The organism is Burkholderia sp. 9777_1386 (genome assembly GCF_015712265.1).
Lineage (GTDB): Bacteria > Pseudomonadota > Gammaproteobacteria > Burkholderiales > Burkholderiaceae > Burkholderia > Burkholderia cenocepacia.
In genome coordinates, this window is the sequence record NZ_JACCQB010000020.1 from 41,136 (window position 1) to 61,256 (window position 20,121).

Genomic DNA, 20,121 nt, shown 5'->3' on the forward strand with positions numbered 1-20,121 from the left:
ACGATGAACCCGGATCTCGAGATCGTTCCCACCCACCGCGACGAATCGTTTCGCGCGTGGGTCCACGACTATCCGCATTCGGTCGCGAAGTGGCACTTCCATCCCGAGTACGAGATTCATCTGATCCAGGCGTCGCACGGCAAGGTGTTCGTCGGCGACCACATCGGCGATTTCGGCCCCGGCAACCTGATCGTCACCGGGCCGAACCTGCCGCACAACTGGGTCAGCGAGCTGGCCGACGGCGAACGCGTGCCGTCGCGCGACGTCGTGCTGCAGTTCTCGCGCGATGCGATCGAGAAGATGGTCGGCGCGTTCAGCGAGCTGCAGCCGGTGATCGACCTGATCGACGATGCAGCGCGCGGCGTGCAGTTTCCCGACCGCGTGGGCATCGAGGTCGCGCCGCTGATGCTCGAACTCGCGAATGCGCACGGCTGCCGCCGCGTCGAGATCCTGATGTCGCTGTTCGACCGGCTGTCGTCGTGCCGCGAGCGGCGCGTGCTCGCCGGCCCCGGCTACCGCAGCGACGCGCAGCACTACATGTCGTCGACCATCAACCAGGTGCTGTCGTACCTGCAGCAGAACCTGCCCGGCATGCTGCGCGAAGCCGACGTCGCCGCGTTCGCCGGCATGAGCGTCAGCACCTTCACGCGGTTTTTCCGGCGTCATACCGGCTCGTCGTTCGTGCGCTACCTGAACCGGCTGCGCATCAACGAAGCGTGCGAGCTGCTGATGTTTTCCGACCTGACGGTGACCGACATCTGCTACCGGGTTGGCTTCAACAACCTGTCGAACTTCAACCGTCAGTTTCTCGCGATGAAGCAGGTGCCGCCGTCGAAGTTCCGCGCGCTGCACCGGCTCAACGAACCGCACGGTCGCGACGACGCGCCGCCCCCGCGACGCGCGCCGCCCCGCGCCCCAGACAGGACGCTTCATACGTGACATATCTCGGCATCGACCTCGGCACGTCCGAGGTCAAGGTTCTGCTCACCGATTCCCGATCGGTGCCCCTCGCGACCGGCTCGGCCGCGCTGTCGATCAGCCGGCCGCATCCGCACTGGTCCGAACAAAGCCCGCAGGCGTGGTGGCACGCGATGCTCGACGCGATCGCGTCGGTGCGCGCCGCGCATCCGGCCGGCTTCGCCGCGCTGCGCGGCATCGCGCTGTCCGGCCAGATGCACGGCGCGACGCTGATCGACCGCGCGGACCAGGTGCTGCGCCCCGCGATCCTGTGGAACGACACGCGCGCCGGCACCGAATGCGTCGAGCTGGAAGCGCTGGTGCCGGAATCGCGCGCGATCACCGGCAACATGGCGATGCCCGGCTTCACCGCGCCGAAGCTGCTGTGGCTCGCGAAATACGAGCCCGCCGTGTTTCGCGCGGTGCACAAGGTGCTGCTGCCGAAGGACTACCTGATCTGGCGCCTGTCCGGCGAATTCGTGTCCGACATGTCCGACGCGGCGGGCACGCTGTGGCTCGACTGCGCGCGCCGCGACTGGTCGGACCGGATGCTCGCCGCAACCGAGCTGTCGCGCGCGCAGATGCCGCGCCTCGTCGAAGGCAACGCGCCCGCCGCGCAGTTGCGCGATGCGTTGCGGCGCGAATGGGGCATCGACGGGCCCGTGACGATCGCCGGCGGCGCCGGCGACAACGCGGCGTCCGCGATCGGCATGGGGGTCACGGGCGCCGGCAGCGGCTTCCTGTCGCTCGGCACGTCGGGCGTGCTGTTCGCCGGCAACGACCGCTTCGCGCCGAACCCGGACGCCGCCGTGCACGCGTTCTGCCACTGCGTCGAAGGACGCTGGCACCAGATGAGCGTGATCCTGTCGGCGGCCGCGAGCCTCGACTGGCTCGCGCGTGCGCACGGCACGACCGCCGGCGCGCTCGCTGCGCGCGCCGAACGCGCCGATCCGGCCCGCGCGCCACTGTTCCTGCCGTATCTCGGCGGCGAGCGCACGCCGCACAACGACGCGCATGCGCGCGGCGTGTTCTTCGGACTGTCGAACGAACACGATGCGGACGATCTCGCGTATGCGGTGATGGAAGGCGTCGCGTTCGCGATGGCCGACGGCTACGACGCGCTGCGCGCGGCCGGCACGACGCTCGACGCGGTGTCGTTCATCGGCGGCGGCTCGAAGAGCGCGTTCTGGGCGCGGCTGTGCGCGAATGCGACCGGGCTCGCGATGCAGCGCCATGCGGACGGCGCGGTCGGCGCGGCACTCGGCGCCGCGCGGCTCGCGCGGCTGGCGGCGACGAACGACACGCTGGAGGAGGTCTGCGTCGCGCCGCCCGTCACGGAGACGGTCGCGCCCGATGCCGCGTCGGTCGATCTGCTGGCGGGGCGGCTCGCGCGCTACCGGCGGTTGTATCGCGCGCTGCGGGACGAGTTCGCGGCGGCCGACTGAACGCCCGCGCGATCGCGCTTGACCCGGCCCTTGGGATCGCCTTTATGCTGGGCGCAACGAATCGACAGCAAAGAGGTGACGGATGGGTACCGCCACACCCGGCTTGAACGCGTCGGCCGCCGCCGCGCGGCTCGGCGTCTCGATCAAGGCGCTGCGGCTGTACGAGCGGCACGGCCTCGTCACGCCGGCGCGCACGCCGGCCGGATACCGCACGTACGGCGCGGACGATCTCGCCCGCGCCGCCGACATCGCGGCACTGCGCAAGCTCGGCCTCACGCTCGCGCAGGTCGCGAGCGTGCTCGACGGCGACGCGCGCGGTCTCGACGCAGCGCTGGCCGCCCACGAAGCGGCGCTCGATCACGGGATTCACGATTTCGTCAGCAAGCTCGACCGCGTGCGCGCGATGCGCGCCGGCCTGGCACGCGGGCGGATGCCGGCGGACGGCGAACTCACGCGGCTGCTCGACCCGGGCAGCGCCGGCGTCGCGTTCAGCCTGCCGTGGCCGTGGGGCGGCGAGTGGTTCGAGTGTCGCGATATCCGGCCGCTGAACTACATCATCGGTTCGCTGGGGAGCGGCAAGACGCGGCTCGCGCTTCGGCTGGCGGAGGCGCTGCCTGGCGCCGTGTTCGTCGGCCTCGATCGGCTGGACGACGATTGTGCGACGGCATCCGACGCATTGCGCGCCGATCCGGAATTGAAGTCGCGCGTCGATCGCACGTCGGCGTTGCTCGCCGCCAAAGGCGCAACGCCGTCGCCAGCACTGACGGCACTCCTCGTCAGCCTCGAAGCGCAAGGCCCGCGTGCGCAGATCGTCGACATGATCGAACAGGGCCTCGACCGGGCCACGCAACTGGCGTTGATCGCTCATCTGCGCGAATCCGCAGCCGCCGGCATGCGGCCGCTGTTCCTGCTGACGCGCTCGTCGGCGATCCTCGATCTGGCGGCGGTCGGCCCCGACGAAACCATCCTGCTGTGCCCGGCCAATCACAGCCCGCCCGCACGCGTCGCGCCTTACCCGGGCGCACCCGGGTATGAAGCCGTGGCCACGTGCCTGGCGGCGCCCGAGGTCCGCGAGCGGATCGCACGGCGGCCGATGACGGCGTGAGCCGCCGTCAAGGTTCCAGCCGCCCCATCCTGCGCGCCATCGCCGGGCTCACCGCATGCACGGGATCGAAGCCGAAGAATTCGAGCACGTGCCGCGCGACGTCGTCGCGATCGTTGTCCGCGCAGATCATGTGATAGCTGTTCTCCAGCACGATCCCGCGCGCGTCGGGCAGCTTCTCCAGCAGGAAGTCGGCCGAGCGCAGGCTCGTCAGCTCGTCCTCGCGCGCATGCAGCACGAGCGTCGGGCACCGCGTGCCGGCCGCGGCGTCGAGCGCCCAGTCGCGCATCCGGTCCACCTGCCGCACGCACGCGAGCGGCACCCACGCATAGTGGAAACTGTCCTGCCGCTCGAACTTCTTCTTCACGATCGCGCGGATCGTCGCGTTCTTGATGCCGAACGGATCGCCTTCCTCCACGCGCATTCGCTCGGCAACACCCGGCACGCGGTACAGCACGTGCCGCAGCGACCGGTACCACGGCGTCGACCAGCCGTCGATGAACATCGGCGTCGCCAGCAGCGCGAGCCGGCCGCGCGCATGCTGCACGCGATGACACAGCAGCAGCGCGACGAGCGCGCCCATGCACATCCCCGCGACGTGCAGCGTGTCGTACTCGCGCGCCAGCGCGCGGTATTGTTCGGTCACCGCATCGAGCCACGCCTCCGCCCGCACGCCGACCAGATCCTCCGGGCGCGTGCCGTGCCCCGGCAGCGTGATCATGTGCGTGTCGCCACCCGCGCGCCGCATCGCCTTGTGCAGCGAACCGAGATCGTATTGCGTGCCGCCGAGCCCGTGGATCAGCAGCACGCCCGTGCGGCCCGTCATGACGCGTACCCGCTCATTCGTCCGCCGGCCACACGCGCTCGAGCTGCCACACGCCCGCCACCACCGTCACGTCGACGTTCGAATCCAGCAGCGGCGCACCGTGGTCGGTGATCGTCCGCGTGCCGCCGTCGCGCAGCACGATACGCAGCGACAGCGACGCGCGGTCCTCGCCCGCGATCTCCGCATTCCAGTAGTCGCGCAGCGCGTCGCGATCGCCCGGCTGCACGCGTTCGAGCACGAGCGGCACGCTCGCGATCTGCGCGGCGTCGACGCCGACGCCGAACACGCGCTCGACGTCGCCACTCCACTCGATGCGGCCCGACTCGGGATCGAGCACGTACGCGATCTGGCCGGCGCTCGCGAGCGCGAGCTCCATGTTGTTCTGCAGGACGGCCGCATGCTCGTGGACGCGCTCGCGCGTCGTCTTCAGCGTGCTGACCGTCAGCACCAGCAGCGACGCGACCGCCAGATAGAGCTGCGCTTCGAGCAGCGCGCTGCCGTAATGCGCGTGAAGCGACGCGAACGGGCCGTCGCCTTGTGCGGTCTGCTCGATCACGATCAGCGCGAGCACCAGCACCGACGACGACCCCGCCCGGCCGCCGAGCAGCAGCGTCACCGCGACCGTCAGGAACAACGGGACATACGTGAGCGCGAAGCCGGCGCCCGTGCCGAATTTCCGCGACGTATCGCCGTCGAAGATCACGAGCGCGACGGCCGCGAGCAGCACGAACGCGACGATGCCGAGCACCAGGTCGAAGCGCTCGTGGTCGCCCGAACGGTGCGCGCGAAAGCGCGACCACGACGCGAGCACCGGCGTGACCAGCAGCACGCCGACGAAATCGGATGCGGCCCACACCGACCACACGTCGAAGAACGGCGCGCCCTTGAGCGTCGTGTACCACGCCGCGCCGCCGATCGCGCCGACGACGCCCGCGATCATCCCGGCGAGGATCACCGAGCGCAGGAAATACAGCCCTTCGAGCGAAAAGCGCACGCGCTGCACGAGCCAGACCGCGAGCGCGGCCGCGCCGACCTCGTCGACCGTGAACAGCACCGCGTTGACGAGGCTGCCGTGCTCGATGGCGGTCAGCGCGAGCTGCCCGACCAGGAACGCGCCGGCCAGCGTCAGCCAGTCGCGCATCGGCCGCAGCATGAATGCGCCGACCGTCACGCCGGCCGGCAGCCAGATGTAGCCCGTCAGCCGGACGGGGCCGTTGAATTCGTGCGAGATGTAGCCGGTCGCGAGATACAGCGCCGCCCAGAGCAGCGCGGCGACGAGCCCCGGCCGCGATCGTTTGGTGTCCATCGAGAATCCCTGTGTATTGCGCCGTGCGTGCGAGCGATGTGCGAATGATAGGCGGGCGGGTTGAACGGCGGAATACCGGACGGCGGCAGCACGTTCGGGGCACCGGCGCGCGCCCGCAAGCTGGCGAGTGTGACCGGCAAGGTATCGGAAAAGTTCGCCGCTTGCCGGGCGCTATCGGGACACGTCTGCAAGCCATCTTGTCCGGATGGCCAAAATCGCGCGCGGCCGGTCATTCGGCCCTGCGATGAAAGGCAGTCGAAAGCATTCGTTTCGGCGTATCGTCCAGCTCTCTTGCCAGCACTCGACATGACCGCACACGATGAAAACAGTACCGGCCCGGCCGATATCGGCCCCTTCGACACCATGAGCCGATTTCGCATCACGTACGACGGGCCCACGCTCGATTCGTCCGAGATGGACGTACGCGAACTCGCGCCCGCGCTGCTGGCATTCGGCGATTTGCTCGACGCGTCGACGCGCGCACTGTGCGGCGGTCAGGTCCGGCCGCAGGTGAACGTGCGCGGCAGCTTCAAGACCGGCAGCTTCGGCATCGATTTCACGCTCGCGACCTCGCTGCTCGGCCGCATGCGCGACATGCTGAGCGGCAGCGAAGGCACGGCGCTCGCCAATGCGGTGACGATCCTGACCGCGCTCGGCATCGCCGCGCCCAGGGCGAGGAAGGGGCTTTTCGCCGTCCTCAAATGGCTGCGTGGGCGCGAGATCACGCACGTGCGGATGCAGAACAACACCGCGGTGCTGGACGTCGACGGCGACGAACTGGAAATCGACCTACCCGTCCTCACGCTGCTGAGTGACGTCCGCGTTCGCCAAGCCATCGCGCAAGTGCTTGCGCCGCTCGCTCGCGAAGGCATCGAGATTTTCGCTGCCGGCACCGATACCGAGGTATACGAGACGGTCGCCCACAACGAGATCGCATGGTTTCACGCGCCGGAGCCAACCGATTCGCTCCTGCTCGACGAGCATCGCAAGATGGCATTCTCGATCGTGTCGCTCGCGTTCAAGGACGACAACAAGTGGCGCCTGTACGACGGCACGTCGACGATTCACGCGACGATCACCGATGCCGGCTTCCTGTCGCGCGTGAACAACAGCCAGATCAGTTTCAGCAAGGGAGACGTGCTCTTGTGCAATGTCCGTATGCAGCAGTGGCAAACTTCGGACGGGGCAAAAACCGAATACGAGGTCACGGATGTCCTCGAACATCGCCCGGCCGGCCTGCAAATTCGGTTGCCGGGCATGTGATCCGCACCAAAGCCTCGCGCCCGACGCAACCTCTCATCACTGATGAAACCCGCGATCCATCTGCGTGCTGCCTCCCAGGAAGATCTCCCGTTCCTGCTGACGCTCCGTCGACTCACGATGACCGAGCATCTGCAGCGCGTCGGCGCGCCGACCGACGATGAAGCGCACGACCGCCGCATCCGCGCGAACTTCGACGACGCGATGATCGTCTGTGAAGGCGCCGATGCCATTGGCCTGCTGAAGGTGACACGCGCCGCCAGCGAATGGCACGTCCATCAGATCCAGATTCTCCCCGCGCGCCAGGGCCAGGGAATCGGCGAAGCCGTGCTGCACACATTGCTGACCGACGCGGCGCACGCGCGCGTGCCGGTATCGCTCAGCGTGCTGCACGGCAACCCGGCGCGGCGGCTCTACGAACGGCTCGGCTTTCGCGTCGCGTCGGACACCGACACGAGCGCGAACATGATCTGGCACGCGTGACGGCCGGCGCTCGGCGCCGCCGCATGGCCATTACTGCGTGATCTTCGCGTCCTTCAGCAGATTGCCGATCATCTGCGCACTCGCCTTCTCGGCCGCGATCGCCTGCAGTTGCTGCTGAAGCGTCGGCTTCGCGGTCTCGAAGCCCGGCACCTGCGTCGGCCGCTTCGCATCCAGCTTCACGATCGCCCGCACGCCATCGACCGGAATCGAATCCTTCGTCACCGCGCCGACCGACAGCTTCTCGAGCGCCTGCGCGACGGGCAGCGGCAATCCGGCCGTCTTGCCTTCCACCGCCGGCGTGTTGAAGCTCACCCACGGCAGCTCGCCGCCGGTATCGCGGCTCGGCGCCACGCTGTACTGGCGCGCGAGCCCGTCGAACGACTTGCCCGCTTTCAGCTCGCTCAGCACGGTCGCCGCCGCGACCGGATCCTTGACGACGATCAAACGCGGCTTGAATTCGTTCTTGCCGAGCGCGGCGACGAGTTCGTCATAGCGCGCCTTGACCTGCTCGTCGGTCACCGGCTCCGGCTTCACGTGGTCGCGCAGGTACAGCTGCACCTCGGCCGTCACCTTCGCCTGCTGCATCGCCGCCTTGACCTCGGGCTTGTCCGCGTAGTTCGCCTTTTCGGCCGCCTGCTGAACCAGCACGCGCGTGATCAGCTGATTCTTGATCGCCTGGCGGATCTGCGGCGAATCGGGCTGACCGGACGCGCGCAGCAGCGTATCGACGTCGGTCTGCGTGATCGGCGTGCCGTTGACGGTCGCGACGGTCGCCGCCGTCTGGGCGTGGACAGGGCCGCTCAGTGCGCTGGCCAGCGCAACGATCGTCAACAGGCGGTTCGGTGTCGTTTTCATTTTCATCGGGGTTGTCACTTCGAGCATAAGAAACGCGGCAGCGGCAGCCGCGCCCGTTCATCGGGCACGCCCGCGCAGCGTCCGCGGGTGCCGCTGTCATTGTGCACGGAACCGCGTTTGCGCGTCGGGAGGTTGGGGCGGCTGGCCACCGTGGTGCGGCACGCAGTGTGCCCACCGTTCATTGCATGCGCGTTGCGCAACCATCCCGAGAAAATGCGTCGATGGTCTTCACGACTTTCCGTCCGCGTCCGCAGCCGCGGCCCGAAGCGACCGCACCAGCACGTTCAGCCCGTCAGGGCGTCCACCGGTACACGGTGATGCTGTTCCCCTTCACGTTGTTCTTCATCACCACGTACTCGCCGTTCGACCGGCGGTACGCGCGGATGCTGTACATCGCATCGATCGCGCTGCTGGTGTCGACCGTCGCGGGGCTCGTGTTGACGAGCGTCGTGTCGAGCTTGCCGGTGGTGAGGTTGAACGCGTCGACGTTCGGCCACAGCGGCCCGCTGCTGCTGAACCAGTAGCCGACGAACAGGTGGTTGCCCGCCGCGTCGATCGATTTCGCGCCGCTGTGCGGCAGCGTGATCACCGGGTCCGGCTTCGTCGTATTGCCTGCGCGCCAGCCGTGATACACCTCGATGCGCGTGCCGATCGACGTCCAGTCGTTGCTGCCGAGCGCGCCCTGCGCGAGCACCATCGTGTCGCTGTCCGCGAGATACACGATGCGCGTGAGCGGCTGGATGCTGGCCGGAATGCGGGTCGCGACGCCCGGCCCCCACGACGGCTTGCCATCCGCGTCGAAGCCGGTCAGCGGGTAATGCGTGATCGCGCCGGTCTTGTCGAGGCCGGCCCACACGCCACCCTGGCTGTCGAGGCTGAAGCCGCCCGTCACGCGTTGCGTCGTGTTGAACGCGGGGCCCGGAATCGAGCCGTCCGGAATCGCGATGTAGCCGTTCGCCGCGTTGAAGTGATAGAAGTAGAAAATCGGCGGATTCTGGCCGGCCGCGACGAGGATCCGGTTCGCGCCGACCGACGTGATCATCCCGAAGTGCTCGTCGCGCTGCGTGTCGCTCATGTTGATGCGCGGATCCGACGGGTACGTGAACGGATCGACGGTATTCGCGACGAACTTGCCGCCCGCGCTGCCGCTGTAGATATGCGTGCCGCCGTAGAACAGCGCACCGTCCGTGACCGGGTCCGGCGCGGCGATGCCTTCGAAGTTCAGCGACTGCAGCGTCCAGCGCAGGTTGCCGTTGCTGCCGTACGCATGAATGTCGGTCGCGCCGTTGCGCCCGAGATCCCAGCTGCCGCCCCACGGATTGTTGAGCACATAGAGGTTGCCGCCGGTGTCCTTGCCGATCCCGACGATGCGCGTGAAGCGTTGCGGGCCGACCTGCCCCTTGATGCCCGTCGTCGTGTCGAGATAGCCGCCGCGCACGCCGAACGTGCCGGCCAGCGCAGGCTGGCCCGATATCGAATAACGCTTGATGTTCTGGTCGGGGCCTTCGTCGCCCACCAGCAGTTGCCCGGCCGCCGCATCGACATGCAGCGCCGACGGATGCGAGCCGGCCGGCATCCGGATCGTATTCAGCAGCGCGCCGGTCGGCCTGAAGCCGACGATCGAGCCGGCGCTTTTCTGCGCGACCCACACGTTGCCCGCGCCGTCCACCGCGAGCGCGCCCGGCGCCGACACGCCGATGTCCCGCTGCCACACGCCGTCGGTCGTGAATACGCGCACGCGATTGCCGTAGAAGTCGCTCGCATAGAGCAGCGAGCCGGCCGTCGCGAGCCCGGTGACGACATCGATGCGCGGCTGGTTGGTCGCCGCGCTGATCTGGATGACACGATCGCGAACCTTCGTCGCGCGGCTGTAACGCCCCACCGCGCCGCTGCCGTACGTCTTGCCGGGCTGCAGCGCGACGAACAGCGACGTTGCATTGCCGGTGATCGCGCTGCCCTGGGATTCCGAATGCGCGCCGATCGAGCCGATGCTCTTGCCATTCTGGTAGATCGCGACGCCGCCCTCATCCTCGTCCCACATCGACGCCGTGTAGATCACGCCTTCGGGGGCGACCCACATCGCGCGCGCGACGTTGCCGACGTGCGCGGCGAGCGTGCCGTACGTATTCGCGAGCCAGTCGGTGGTGTTGGCTGCATGAGCGGCGGGTGCACATGCGGCGATCGCCGCGGCAACGAGCGCGGCCTGGATGCGTTTTCTGGCGACCATGACGGATGCTCTCCTGAACAGGGTAGTCATTCACATGAGGGATCGGCCGGCCAGATGGCTTGAAGCCCGCGAGATGTAAATTCTTCCCCGAATCATCCGGCGCAGTCGGTATGACATACGGCATGCATTCGATCATGCGCAGCGCGAGAATAACGTCATATAAATCGAAAAAAATTGCGAATCGCCCCATGCTTGCGGCGAGCGCCGCCGCCCGTCAGTGAATGGTCACTTACGCGCCGGATCGGGAATGGGGAAAATCAGGCGAGCGCCTGTCGGAATATCGCCGCCGATTCGACGTCGATCGATTGAAACGGCGAATGCCATTTCGGCAACATCGGGAAAAGCCGCCGCCCCAAAACACATCGCCGGCCCGAATCCGTATCGAATCCGGGCCGGCGAATGTCATTTGCCGCGGGTTGGGCAACGCGGCGTTGCGCCGCCGCGTTGCCACGCGTCATGCCGACGTTTCCCGCACCTTCACCGCTACGCGCGCACCGTCCGAATCGTCATCGTCGCGCGGCGCGTCGAGCTGCCCTTCCCACTTCGCGACCACGGCCGCCGCGATCGAGTTGCCGACGGCGTTGGTGGCCGAACGCCCCATGTCGAGGAACATGTCGACGCCCATGATCAGCAGCAAACCGGCTTCGGGCATGTTGAACTGGTTGAGCGTCGCCGCGATCACGACCAGCGACGCGCGCGGCACGCCCGCCATCCCCTTCGACGTCACCATCAGCATCAGCAACATCGTGATCTGCGTGCCGAGCGGCAGATGGATGCCGTACACCTGCGCGATGAACAGCACCGCGAACGTGCAGTACATCATCGAGCCGTCGAGGTTGAACGAATAGCCGATCGGCAGCACGAAGCTCGAGATCTTGCGGTTCACGCCGAAGCGGTCGAGCGCGTCCAGCAGCTTCGGATACGCGGCCTCGGAGCTGGCCGTCGCGAACGACAGCAGGAACGGCTCGCGAATCAGCCGGATCAGCGTGAACGCGCGCTTGCCGAGGAACGTCACGCCGGCCAGCGTGAGCACGGCCCAGAGCAGCGCGAGCGCCAGGTAGAAGCTGGCCATGAACTTCGCGAACGTGAGCAGGATGCCGAGCCCTTCGGTCGTGATCGTCGACGCGAGCGCCGCGAACACCGCGACCGGCGCGAACCACATCACCGCCCCCGTCACCTTCAGCATCACCTGCGCGAGATCCTCGATCACCCCGGTCAGGCGCTTGCCTGCGTCGCCGAGCGCGGACAGCGCGGTGCCGAAGAAGATCGAGAACACGACGATCTGCAGGATTTCGTTGTTCGCCATCGCCTCGGCGATCGACTTCGGCACCAGGTGCACCACGAAATCCTTCAGCGTGAACGCGCCCGTCTTCAGGTTGAGCGCCGCATCGGACGGCGGCAGCGGCAGGCTCAGGTGGCTGCCCGGCTGCAGGAGCGTCGCGGTCAGCAGGCCGAGCAGCAGCGACGTGAACGACGCGATGAAGAACCAGCCGAACGCCTTGACGCCCACGCGGCCCACCGCGCTGCCGTCGCCCATCTGCGCGATGCCGACGGTCAGCGTCGCGAACACCAGCGGCGCGATGATCATCTTGATCAGGCGCAGGAACACATCGGACAGCAACGACACGTACCCGGCGACCTCCTTCGCCATCTTCGGGTCGGGAAACGCGCTATGGCAGGCGTAACCCACGGCGATGCCAAGAATCATCGCGACAACGATGTACCTGGTAATGTTGTGCTTCTTTTTCATTAGTGATCCAAATTACAAAGCGTATGTTGCTAACGGCTGGCCCATCATTCGCGTCCGGCTGCGAATCGAAACCTGTGTCTCCAAGCGGGCGACCCTGTCCGGTTCGGGCGGTCGCCCGGGCGGACAAGGGGGGGCATTCTAACGCAAATGGTCGGCCGGCTTTCAAATCTGAAAGCGCCGCGGGTTGATTTGCGTCCTGATGTCGTCGGGAAAGGGCGGGTGTCGCGGTCCGGCTCGCTTCCGGTGCGGCCGGATGCCGGGGAATTTCAGCGGATCGGATAGCGCGCGGCTTGCCGGAAGGCCGCGGCGAACGTGTCGACGCGATGCGCGCCGGTGGCGTCGGGCGTCAGGTAACCAGCACGTAGGTGCGGAAGAAATCGCCGAGCGCGGCGGCCGTCTGTTTCATGTCGACGGACGTGCCGAGGCTGCGGTCGAGCCACAGGCCGTTGAACAGCGCGAAGACGATGTTCGTCGCACCGGCAGGATCCAGCGATGGCCGGACCCAGCCTTCGGCCTGGCCGCGCGCCAGCAGCGCCGCAAGATCCGCGCGCATCTTCCGGTCGAGCCCGACGATATCGGGGCGGCGTTCGGCATCGCGCGCCAGTTCGAGCCAGCTGTCGACACCGAGGCCGTCATCGCCTTGCGCCATCATCCCGGCCAGCTCGTCGGCCGTGATGCCGGCCAGCCCAAGCAGGCCGTCCCTGCTGAGGATGCGGTTGAAGTCCCGCGTATAACGCTCGACCTCGACCGCGATGATCGCGTCGATCATCTCGCGCTTGTCGGCGAAATACCGGAACACCGCGCCCGCGCTCATGTCGGCCGCCGCACAGATATCTTCCGTGCGCGCGCCGTGGAACCCCTTGGCCTTGAAGACCCGGGCGGCCGCGGTCAGGATCTGCTCGCGGCGCTGCTGATGAAGGTTTTCGTTCCGTGTACGCGCCATGCTTCCCGAAATAACCGGACTAAATCGTCGCATTATAGGGAAGGCATCGACCCGAATCAAATCCGGCGCCATCGTTGCAATCGAAATCGCGGTCGCGGGAGATCGTCACGCACCGGGCGACACGATCCAGCGATCACGACAGATTCTCACAAAGATGCGCAGACCTCGACACTACGGCACGTAAACGATCTGTAATATTTGGAAATGATTCGCATTGGCGCCGTGCACCGACGTCGATGCGCAATCCCGGGCCGGAAACGCGGCACCGCGTTCGCGCCATGGCTTCCATCAGGTCGAGTCCGGCATTTCATCAGTATTCCTCTGAAATGACGGATCGGTAAAAAAGCGGCATCGTGATGAACATTCTGTACACCAACTTCCACGGCGATTACGGCGGCGGCCAGGACACCTACGTCCGCGATCTCGCCGTCGCGATGAGCCGCCATCACCGCGTGACCGTGGCGTCGCCGGAAGGCAGCCGCCTGTCGCGACTGTTGAAGGACAGTCCCGACGTGGCGATCTTCGACATGGAGTTCAAGCCGCGCTGGAACCGGCTGTGCCGGGAGATTCTCCGGCTGCGCCGGCGGATCGCCGCCGAGCGCTTCGACGTGATCCATGTGAACGGGGCCGCCGATCACAGGCAGGTGATGCTGGCGCTGCTCGGCTGCCGGTATCGGCCCGCGATCGTGCTGACCAAGCACAACACCTATCGCGCCGACAGCCTCGGCAACGTGCTGCGTGCGCGGCTGGCCACCGACCACACGATCGCGGTCAGCGACTACGTCGCCAGCATGCTCGCGCTGCGCTCGCCGTACGGCAACGTCACGGTGGTCAAGCACGGCGTGCGCCGGCCGGCCGCCGAACGACTGGCCGGCGACGAGATCCGCCGCCGCAAGATCGCGCTGTTCGGCGCGTCCGGCGCGGAGGCGATCGTGCTCGGCAGCAGCGCCGGCACCACGCCCGAAAAAGGCTGGATGGACCTGATCGCGGCGCTGGGCCGCCTGCCGGAAGCCGAGCGCGAGCGGTTTCGCGTGCTGCTGATCGGCGCGGAGCCGTCCGGCGAGCAGCGCGAACAGCTCGCGCGGCACGGCATGGCGTCGCGCACCGCGTTCACCGGACGGCTCGACGACGTGTGGGCGCCGTTCTCGATCATCGACGTGTCGTTCGTGCTGTCGTACCACGAGAGCCTGTCGTATGCGTGCCGCGAAGCGATGTCGCTCGGCTGCCCGGCGATCGTGACGCGCGTGGGCGGGCTGCCCGAGAACGTCGAGCCGGGCGTGGACGGCTGGGTCGTCCCGCCGCGCGAGCCCGCGGCGATCGAAGCGATCCTGCGCGCGATCGTGCAGGAACCCGGCTGCGTCCGCGCGATGGGGCGCAGCGCGCGGCTGAAAGGCAAGCGCGAATTTTCGTTCGACGCGTTCGTCGACGCGACCTTGTCCGTCTATCAGAAGTCGATTCGACACAACCCGTACCGCTGGGTGACTTCCTTGAGATCCACGAAATGGCATTGAATATCTGGAAGAAGTACTGGGACCTGCGCACGCAGGAATGTCCGTGTGACGTGCACTTCGTCGAATGGCTGGAATCCGTGCACCTCAAGGGCATCCGCATCTATCACTTCGGCACCGGCGGCCACCACCATGTCGGCATCGAATGCGCGCGGCCGCACCTGAACAACACCGTCTTCGGCGTGACGGCATCGCCGAAGGAATACAAGTCGTATGTCGATCTCGTCACGCGGCAACCGGAGGTGAGCAAGACCTACCTCGCGTATTTCGGCGACATCTATACGAGCCATTCGCGCCTGCTGCCGACGTTCGACGTCGTCACGCTGTTCCATCTGTGCGAATTCCGCGACGAAGCGAACAGCCGCTACGGCGCGAAGACCGACGAAGAAGTGCTCGACCTGTTCGCGCGCCATACCGCGCCCAACGGCCATCTGTTGTTCTACACGGGATCGTCGGCGTATCGAAAGGCTGAACCGATCATCGCGCGGTGGGCCGCCAATGCCGATTTCGTCGAGGCCGGCGACTTCAAGACCCTGCGGATTTTCCGCAAGGCCGCGTAATCCCGCTTTCCTGCGACCCGCCGATGCTTGCGCGCACCCCACGCTATCCGATCCTGATGTATCACCAGATCCGCCCGCTGCCGCCGCCGACCGACCGGCTGCGCAGCCTGAGCGTCGCGCCCGACGCGTTCCGCCGCCAGATGACGCTGTTCCGGCGGCTCGGCTACCGCGGCCTGAGCGTGCGCGAACTGCAGCCGTACCTGCGCGGGGAGCGGCAGGGCAAGGTCTTCGGCATTTCGTTCGACGACGGCTTTCTCAACGTGCTGACGCATGCGATGCCCGTGCTGGACGCGCTCGGGTTCACCGCGACCTGTTACTTCGTCGCCGGCCGGTTCGGCGGCGCGAACGACTGGGATGCTGGCGCGCCGACCAAGCGCTCACCGTTGATGACCTGCGAGGACATGCTCGCGTGGCGCGATCACGGCCATGAAATCGGCTCGCACACGCTCGATCACGTCGCGCTGTCGTATGTGCCGGCGCCTGTTTCGGACTTTCAGCTTACCGAATCGAAGCGGCAACTCGAAATGCTGAGCGGGCAATGTGTCGAATCGTTCTGCTATCCGTACGGCGATCTCGACGCGCGCGTGCGCGATCAAGTCATCGCTGCCGGTTACGGCAACGCAACGACGACCCGGCGCGGATGCGCCGGCGCGGCCGACGATCCGTTTCTGTTGCCGCGGATTCCGGTCGCGGGCGGAGTCGGGGCTGCGAGGCTGTGGTTCAAGTGCTGGAAGGGGCGGATAGCGGGGCGCCGATAAGTATCCAGACAGTTCGTCCGGATGAACCGGTACCACGCCGAGCCAATACCCGTCTCCTTCGATGTCACTGTCATCATCCGCACCTTGTGTGGGCCATATTCATCGTTCTGGTCAGCAATCCTTCATGCTCCGACCGCACTCGAAGCATGTCGCGAGCAAGGGACCAGGAAGCGTCCGCGGTCGGCCCATGCGCCGCCGAATCTCGGCGGCAATCATCACGTCGCACGCAGCGCGGCGACTGCAACGTGCGTGCGCCGTGTCCCGGGCAATGCGATTCAGAAGCGGTATCCGACCGACAGGAACGTCACGATCGGATTGACCCGGAATTTGCTGGTGCTCGTGACCGTGCCGACGGAGGACCGGGTGGTGAGCGTGGCGCGTGTCGATACCCACGAATACGCGACCGACGCGTTGATCGACCAGTGCGAATCGATGTTGTACGTCAGGCCGCCGTTGACGACGGGCGCGAAGGAATGACTGAGCGACACGGATGTCGGTCCCTCGAGCGCGGTCCCGACGGTCGGCGAGAAATAGATCTGGCCGGTGGAAACGGGATTGCTGAGCTTGATGTTGCTGAACCACGTGTAGGTGACGCCGGCGCCCAGATACGGCCTGAACCGTGCATTCGGCTGGCCGAAGTAGTAGTTGAAGATGATCGCCGGACTCCAGGCCCGCGCGGTCCCCAGCTCGCCGAAACCGCTGAGCGTGCCTGCGCCGTTCAAGTGCCAGGTCGGCGGAAAGCCCATGACCGTCGTCGCCGCGATATGGTCGGTCAGGAAGTACGTTGCGGTCAGTCCGAACGTATCGCCGCTTGCGATGTCCCCGCCGCTGCCGGTCATCACTTGCGACTGGCCGAGTGCATTGAGGGTCAGCGGATCCGCCGCCCCCTGCGGGGCAAAGTGGGACCAACCGGCACTGACCACCCACTGACCGGCTGATTGCGCATGCGCGCCAGAAATGGCCGCGACCAATACGATGGCTCCTGCACTGATTCGTTTCATGATTGTCTCCAGATTTTGGTGTTGGTGTTCAAGAATCGTGAAACCTGTCTTCATCGCCGTGCGCCACGCATGACTTGCGGGCTGTTCCCGCGCGTGTGACGCGCGACGCCAAAAACGTCGGGTGCTGCTTCGTCAAGCGAAATTCCCGCTCCATAGATTCGGATTCCGAATCTATTTGCTCAATTCAATGCCGAACGTTCCGGGAATCGACAATCAGTGATGTTCGGGTTCCACGGAAGTCGAAAAGGCGAACGGGAAGCGGCCCATCACCGTATTGGCCTTCGCTGTCTGCGCATGATCGCTCAGCGCCACATGCAGGGTGAGCCCGCGCGACGGGTCGTCCACCATGCTCACCCGCGCACCCTCGACGCCGGCATCCTTCAGCGCGGAGACCAGCGCGTCGAACGTCTCCCATCGTTTGAGTTCGGGCTTGAAGATCTTGCCGACCGCCGTGAGCGGCATCGCATCGACGATATGAATCCGCTTCGGTATCGCGGCGCGCTCGCCGATCATGCTGCGTATGAACGTGTCGAGCTCCGTCTCGGTTGCCGTTGCGCCGGCTTTCAACTGCACGTACGCGACCGGCAGCTCGCCAGCATGCACGTCGGGACGTCCGATTGCCGCAGCGATTTGCACGGCCGGGTGGCGGTGCAGCGGTTCTTCGATCGTCGCCGGATCGATGTTGTGACCGCCCCGGATGATGAGCTCCTTGCGGCGGCCCGTGAGCCAGAAGTAGCCCTGGGCATCGCGTCGCGCGAGATCCCCGGTGTTGAGCCACTGCCGGCCGTCACCGAGATCGAGCCACAGGCTCTTGTTCTGATCCTCCTGAAGATAGCCCGCGAACACGTTCGGCCCGGAAATCGTCAGCACACCGACTTCGTTCTCGACGCAATCGCGCACGTAGCGGCCGGCGTCGTCGAGTATCACCGCCTTCATCATCTGGCCGGGGATGCGCAAGCCGATCGAACCGAGACGCCGTTCGCCGCCTGGCGGATTGACGCTGCTGACGCAAGCGCCCTCGGTGAGCCCGTAGCCTTCGAGGATCCGGACCCCGGTGCGATCCTGGAACGTGCGGAATACTTCCACGGGCATCGGCGCGGCACCGCACAGTCCATATTCCAGCGAGTCGATGTTCCGGCCGTCGACGGGCACGTCGAGCAACGCCGAATACAAGGTCGGCACCGCGCTGAAGAAATTGATCTTGTGGTGCTCGACGATTTCCCAGAATCGTTTGACGACGCCGTCGCCGCGATAGCCCTGTGGCGTACCCAGCACCACATGTGCGCCGCGCGAGAACGGCACCAGGCCGGTTGCCAGCACGGCATTGACATGGAACAGCGGCAGTCCGCAGAACACGGTCTTCCCCGGGCCCATCCCGGCGCCGACGACCTGCCCGACGCTCCAGGCATTGGCCACCTCGTTGCCGTGCCGGCGAATCGCGATTTTCGGCAATCCCGTGGTGCCGCCCGTACAGAAGTAGGACGATATGTCGTCGGCTTCGAAACGCCGTGGGATCAGCAGCGAATCGCCGGATTCACGCGACATCGCACTGTCGAAATCGTGGATCGCGACGTGGCGCGGAACGGCGCCGCGCACGCCCGCGCGCCCGTGCAACCGTTTGCATTCGCGACGCTGCATCGCGCGTGCGGCAATGCGGCGCCACCCCTGCACGCGCTCGGCCAGATCGATCAGGACGAGGCTTTGCAGCGACGGCACCTCGCTCAGGACGGGCTGGATCTTCGACCAGATATCCGTTCCCGGAAAGGGCGCCAGCGTCACCAGCACCTTTGCGTTTGCGGCCTTGAGCAGCGATGCGATCGCCGGCCCCTCCAGCAACGGATTGATCGCGCACACGATCCCGGCCGCTTCGCCTCCCCAGATGACGAAATGCGTTTCCGGCAAATTCGGCAGCACGTAGGCGACCACCGCGTGGCGATTGATACCGAGGCGCGAAAACATGTTCGCGGCGCGGGTGATATCCCGCAGAAGCGCCGCATAGGTCCAGCGCAATGGCTTGCGATGATCGTCGGCGCGCAGGAAAAACGACAAGGCCGGCGCACTCGGGTCGATTGCCGCACCACGACCGATCATCTCGTAAGTGCTGGCCGGGAGGTCGGCGGGCGGCCCCTGGTTTTCGATCCGAAGCACGTCCGCTTCGGTTGCGATGGCGTTCATGCGAGCTCGTCCACGATTCGGTTGCGTTGCACACCGAGGTCGATCGCCCCGTCCCTGCTCCGGATCCGCGACTCGACCAGATCCCCGGCCTTCAGGTACTGCGGGCGCGCGGCCTGAACCTTCGTGAAAATCCGCCACTTCATGTGCTCCGGCAGCAACGCGGCAATTCGTTGCTTCGCCGGCGACGGAATGCTGAGCGCGCACCCGGACGGCGTGCCGGTTGCAAGCAAGTCACCGGCGTTCAGATCCTGAACACCCGAAAGTTCCGTGAGCGTTTCGGCCGGACCGTACACGAGGTTCCCCGTCGAATCGCTCTGCCGCACGTCCCCGTTCACGGTCAGTGTCAGCGTCAGCGCGTGCAGCCGTGCGATATCGCTGGCCTCCAGCAGGCACAGATACGGCCCGACCGGCCCGAACGTCCGATAGCTTTTCCCCTTGTAAAACTGCATTTGGGGAATCTGGATATCGCGTGCGGAATAGTCGTTGACGATCACGAGGCCCGCGACGTACTCGTGCAGGTTCTTGTCGGTGACGGCTTGCCGGGACGTGATATCGCGGCGAAGCACGAGCCCCAGTTCGATCTCGTAGTCCAGAAACCGCACATGTTGCGGCCGGATGACGTCGGAATCGGCGGCGACGATGCAGCTCGTCGCCTTCGTGAAGATCATGTTGAATGACTTCGCATCCGGATTCATGCCGGACTCGATCATGTGCTGGCGATAGTTGGCGCCCTGGCAAACGAACCGTTGATTGCGCGTGACCGGCGACAGCCACTCGACGTCCGATTCGGGAATCGTTTCTCCGTCGAGCGCGGCGAGGTCATCGATCCGATGTGCGCGCACGAATTCGCCGGTCGTCGGGTAGTCGCCCGGTATCGGCGTGATCCGGTGATGCCTCACCACGCCCCATTGGGCGCGCCCCTGATGCCGGTAGTGCAAGACGTGCAATGCCATGAAGATGCCTCG

At 66.3% G+C, this 20,121-nt stretch carries 18 protein-coding genes; 8 read left to right on the forward strand and 10 right to left on the reverse strand.

Going from position 1 to position 20,121, the window contains the following annotated elements; all coding sequences use genetic code 11:
• Positions 1–3: 3 nt before the first annotated feature.
• The 3 genes from H0X91_RS17130 (at position 4) to H0X91_RS17140 (ending at position 3,507) form a co-directional block, all read left to right on the forward strand.
• Positions 4–939: an AraC family transcriptional regulator gene (locus tag H0X91_RS17130; protein ID WP_006482319.1), complete on the forward strand. Its 936-nt coding sequence runs from the start codon at positions 4–6 to the stop codon at positions 937–939.
• A complete protein-coding gene (xylB, locus tag H0X91_RS17135; RefSeq protein ID WP_006482345.1) occupies positions 936–2,402 on the forward strand; it encodes a xylulokinase in 1,467 nt (488 codons plus the stop codon). Before H0X91_RS17130 ends, xylB begins: the two co-directional genes overlap by 4 nt.
• Positions 2,403–2,484: 82 nt before the next feature.
• Entirely contained in the window at positions 2,485–3,507 is a 1,023-nt protein-coding gene (locus H0X91_RS17140; RefSeq protein ID WP_058902493.1) for a MerR family transcriptional regulator, read from the forward strand.
• A gap of 7 nt (positions 3,508–3,514) precedes the next feature.
• On the opposite strand, the gene H0X91_RS17145 is transcribed toward H0X91_RS17140, so the two are convergent.
• Together H0X91_RS17145 and H0X91_RS17150 are read right to left on the reverse strand one after the other, a co-directional pair.
• Complete coding sequence (locus H0X91_RS17145; RefSeq protein ID WP_058902492.1) at positions 3,515–4,330, reverse strand: alpha/beta hydrolase; 816 nt, start codon at positions 4,328–4,330, stop codon at positions 3,515–3,517.
• 13 nt (positions 4,331–4,343) lie between these two features.
• Positions 4,344–5,636, reverse strand: a complete 1,293-nt coding sequence (locus tag H0X91_RS17150) for an MASE1 domain-containing protein (protein WP_058902491.1) — start codon at positions 5,634–5,636, stop codon at positions 4,344–4,346.
• Positions 5,637–5,942: 306 nt separating this feature from the next.
• Here H0X91_RS17150 and H0X91_RS17155 point away from each other — a divergent pair, with 306 nt between their 5' ends.
• Positions 5,943–6,899 carry a hypothetical protein gene (locus tag H0X91_RS17155; protein WP_006494556.1) on the forward strand — a complete coding sequence of 319 codons (957 nt, stop codon included), beginning with the start codon at positions 5,943–5,945 and terminating at the stop codon, positions 6,897–6,899.
• Between the two features lie 42 nt (positions 6,900–6,941).
• A complete protein-coding gene (locus H0X91_RS17160; RefSeq protein WP_058902490.1) occupies positions 6,942–7,379 on the forward strand; it encodes a GNAT family N-acetyltransferase in 438 nt (145 codons plus the stop codon).
• Between the two features lie 30 nt (positions 7,380–7,409).
• Here H0X91_RS17160 and H0X91_RS17165 read toward each other — a convergent pair whose 3' ends face one another.
• From H0X91_RS17165 to H0X91_RS17185, 5 genes are all read right to left on the reverse strand, one after another.
• Positions 7,410–8,240, reverse strand: a complete 831-nt coding sequence (locus tag H0X91_RS17165) for a peptidylprolyl isomerase (RefSeq protein WP_006494558.1) — start codon at positions 8,238–8,240, stop codon at positions 7,410–7,412.
• Between the two features lie 286 nt (positions 8,241–8,526).
• Entirely contained in the window at positions 8,527–10,461 is a 1,935-nt protein-coding gene (locus tag H0X91_RS17170) for an SMP-30/gluconolactonase/LRE family protein (RefSeq protein WP_058902489.1), read from the reverse strand.
• Between the two features lie 257 nt (positions 10,462–10,718).
• Positions 10,719–10,919 carry a hypothetical protein gene (locus tag H0X91_RS17175; RefSeq protein WP_006494560.1) on the reverse strand — a complete coding sequence of 67 codons (201 nt, stop codon included), beginning with the start codon at positions 10,917–10,919 and terminating at the stop codon, positions 10,719–10,721.
• On the reverse strand, positions 10,916–12,211 hold the full coding sequence (locus H0X91_RS17180; protein ID WP_006494561.1) for a dicarboxylate/amino acid:cation symporter: 1,296 nt from the start codon (positions 12,209–12,211) through the stop codon (positions 10,916–10,918). The genes H0X91_RS17175 and H0X91_RS17180 overlap by 4 nt, the downstream gene beginning before the upstream one ends.
• Before the next feature lie 346 nt (positions 12,212–12,557).
• Positions 12,558–13,226 carry a TetR/AcrR family transcriptional regulator gene (locus H0X91_RS17185; protein ID WP_230391027.1) on the reverse strand — a complete coding sequence of 223 codons (669 nt, stop codon included), beginning with the start codon at positions 13,224–13,226 and terminating at the stop codon, positions 12,558–12,560.
• A 284-nt stretch (positions 13,227–13,510) separates the two neighbouring features.
• Here H0X91_RS17185 and H0X91_RS17190 point away from each other — a divergent pair, with 284 nt between their 5' ends.
• Genes H0X91_RS17190 through H0X91_RS17200 form a run of 3 tightly spaced genes read left to right on the forward strand, consistent with a single transcriptional unit; the run spans position 13,511 to position 15,980 of the window.
• A complete protein-coding gene (locus H0X91_RS17190) occupies positions 13,511–14,665 on the forward strand; it encodes a glycosyltransferase (RefSeq protein ID WP_006482301.1) in 1,155 nt (384 codons plus the stop codon).
• The gene (locus H0X91_RS17195) at positions 14,662–15,222 is read left to right on the forward strand and encodes a hypothetical protein (RefSeq protein WP_058903556.1); all 561 of its coding nucleotides are present in this window, start codon (positions 14,662–14,664) and stop codon (positions 15,220–15,222) included. The genes H0X91_RS17190 and H0X91_RS17195 overlap by 4 nt, the downstream gene beginning before the upstream one ends.
• Before the next feature lie 23 nt (positions 15,223–15,245).
• On the forward strand, positions 15,246–15,980 hold the full coding sequence (locus H0X91_RS17200; RefSeq protein ID WP_058902487.1) for a polysaccharide deacetylase family protein: 735 nt from the start codon (positions 15,246–15,248) through the stop codon (positions 15,978–15,980).
• Positions 15,981–16,255: 275 nt separating this feature from the next.
• On the opposite strand, the gene H0X91_RS17205 is transcribed toward H0X91_RS17200, so the two are convergent.
• The 3 genes from H0X91_RS17205 to H0X91_RS17215 form a co-directional block, all read right to left on the reverse strand.
• Positions 16,256–16,981 carry an OmpW/AlkL family protein gene (locus H0X91_RS17205; protein ID WP_058902486.1) on the reverse strand — a complete coding sequence of 242 codons (726 nt, stop codon included), beginning with the start codon at positions 16,979–16,981 and terminating at the stop codon, positions 16,256–16,258.
• 213 nt (positions 16,982–17,194) lie between these two features.
• Positions 17,195–19,156 (reverse strand): acyl-CoA synthetase, encoded by a 1,962-nt coding sequence (locus tag H0X91_RS17210; RefSeq protein ID WP_196433162.1) that lies wholly within the window; start codon positions 19,154–19,156, stop codon positions 17,195–17,197.
• Entirely contained in the window at positions 19,153–20,109 is a 957-nt protein-coding gene (locus tag H0X91_RS17215) for a fumarylacetoacetate hydrolase family protein (RefSeq protein WP_058902484.1), read from the reverse strand. Before H0X91_RS17215 ends, H0X91_RS17210 begins: the two co-directional genes overlap by 4 nt.
• Between the last annotated feature and the right edge of the window lie 12 nt (positions 20,110–20,121).

What these genes read in the sequence shown, in the direction of transcription:
- H0X91_RS17130 (WP_006482319.1), top strand. Translation starts at nt 4, where the DNA reads ATGAACCCGGATCTCGAGATCGTTCCCACCCACCGCGACGAATCGTTT.
- H0X91_RS17140 (WP_058902493.1), top strand. Translation starts at nt 2,485, where the DNA reads ATGGGTACCGCCACACCCGGCTTGAACGCGTCGGCCGCCGCCGCGCGG.
- H0X91_RS17145 (WP_058902492.1), bottom strand. Translation starts at nt 4,330, where the DNA reads ATGACGGGCCGCACGGGCGTGCTGCTGATCCACGGGCTCGGCGGCACG.
- H0X91_RS17150 (WP_058902491.1), bottom strand. Translation starts at nt 5,636, where the DNA reads ATGGACACCAAACGATCGCGGCCGGGGCTCGTCGCCGCGCTGCTCTGG.
- H0X91_RS17155 (WP_006494556.1), top strand. Translation starts at nt 5,943, where the DNA reads ATGACCGCACACGATGAAAACAGTACCGGCCCGGCCGATATCGGCCCC.
- H0X91_RS17160 (WP_058902490.1), top strand. Translation starts at nt 6,942, where the DNA reads ATGAAACCCGCGATCCATCTGCGTGCTGCCTCCCAGGAAGATCTCCCG.
- H0X91_RS17165 (WP_006494558.1), bottom strand. Translation starts at nt 8,240, where the DNA reads ATGAAAATGAAAACGACACCGAACCGCCTGTTGACGATCGTTGCGCTG.
- H0X91_RS17170 (WP_058902489.1), bottom strand. Translation starts at nt 10,461, where the DNA reads ATGGTCGCCAGAAAACGCATCCAGGCCGCGCTCGTTGCCGCGGCGATC.
- H0X91_RS17175 (WP_006494560.1), bottom strand. Translation starts at nt 10,919, where the DNA reads ATGACGCGTGGCAACGCGGCGGCGCAACGCCGCGTTGCCCAACCCGCG.
- H0X91_RS17180 (WP_006494561.1), bottom strand. Translation starts at nt 12,211, where the DNA reads ATGAAAAAGAAGCACAACATTACCAGGTACATCGTTGTCGCGATGATT.
- H0X91_RS17185 (WP_230391027.1), bottom strand. Translation starts at nt 13,226, where the DNA reads ATGGCGCCGGATTTGATTCGGGTCGATGCCTTCCCTATAATGCGACGA.
- H0X91_RS17190 (WP_006482301.1), top strand. Translation starts at nt 13,511, where the DNA reads ATGAACATTCTGTACACCAACTTCCACGGCGATTACGGCGGCGGCCAG.
- H0X91_RS17200 (WP_058902487.1), top strand. Translation starts at nt 15,246, where the DNA reads ATGCTTGCGCGCACCCCACGCTATCCGATCCTGATGTATCACCAGATC.
- H0X91_RS17205 (WP_058902486.1), bottom strand. Translation starts at nt 16,981, where the DNA reads ATGAAACGAATCAGTGCAGGAGCCATCGTATTGGTCGCGGCCATTTCT.
- H0X91_RS17210 (WP_196433162.1), bottom strand. Translation starts at nt 19,156, where the DNA reads ATGAACGCCATCGCAACCGAAGCGGACGTGCTTCGGATCGAAAACCAG.
- H0X91_RS17215 (WP_058902484.1), bottom strand. Translation starts at nt 20,109, where the DNA reads ATGGCATTGCACGTCTTGCACTACCGGCATCAGGGGCGCGCCCAATGG.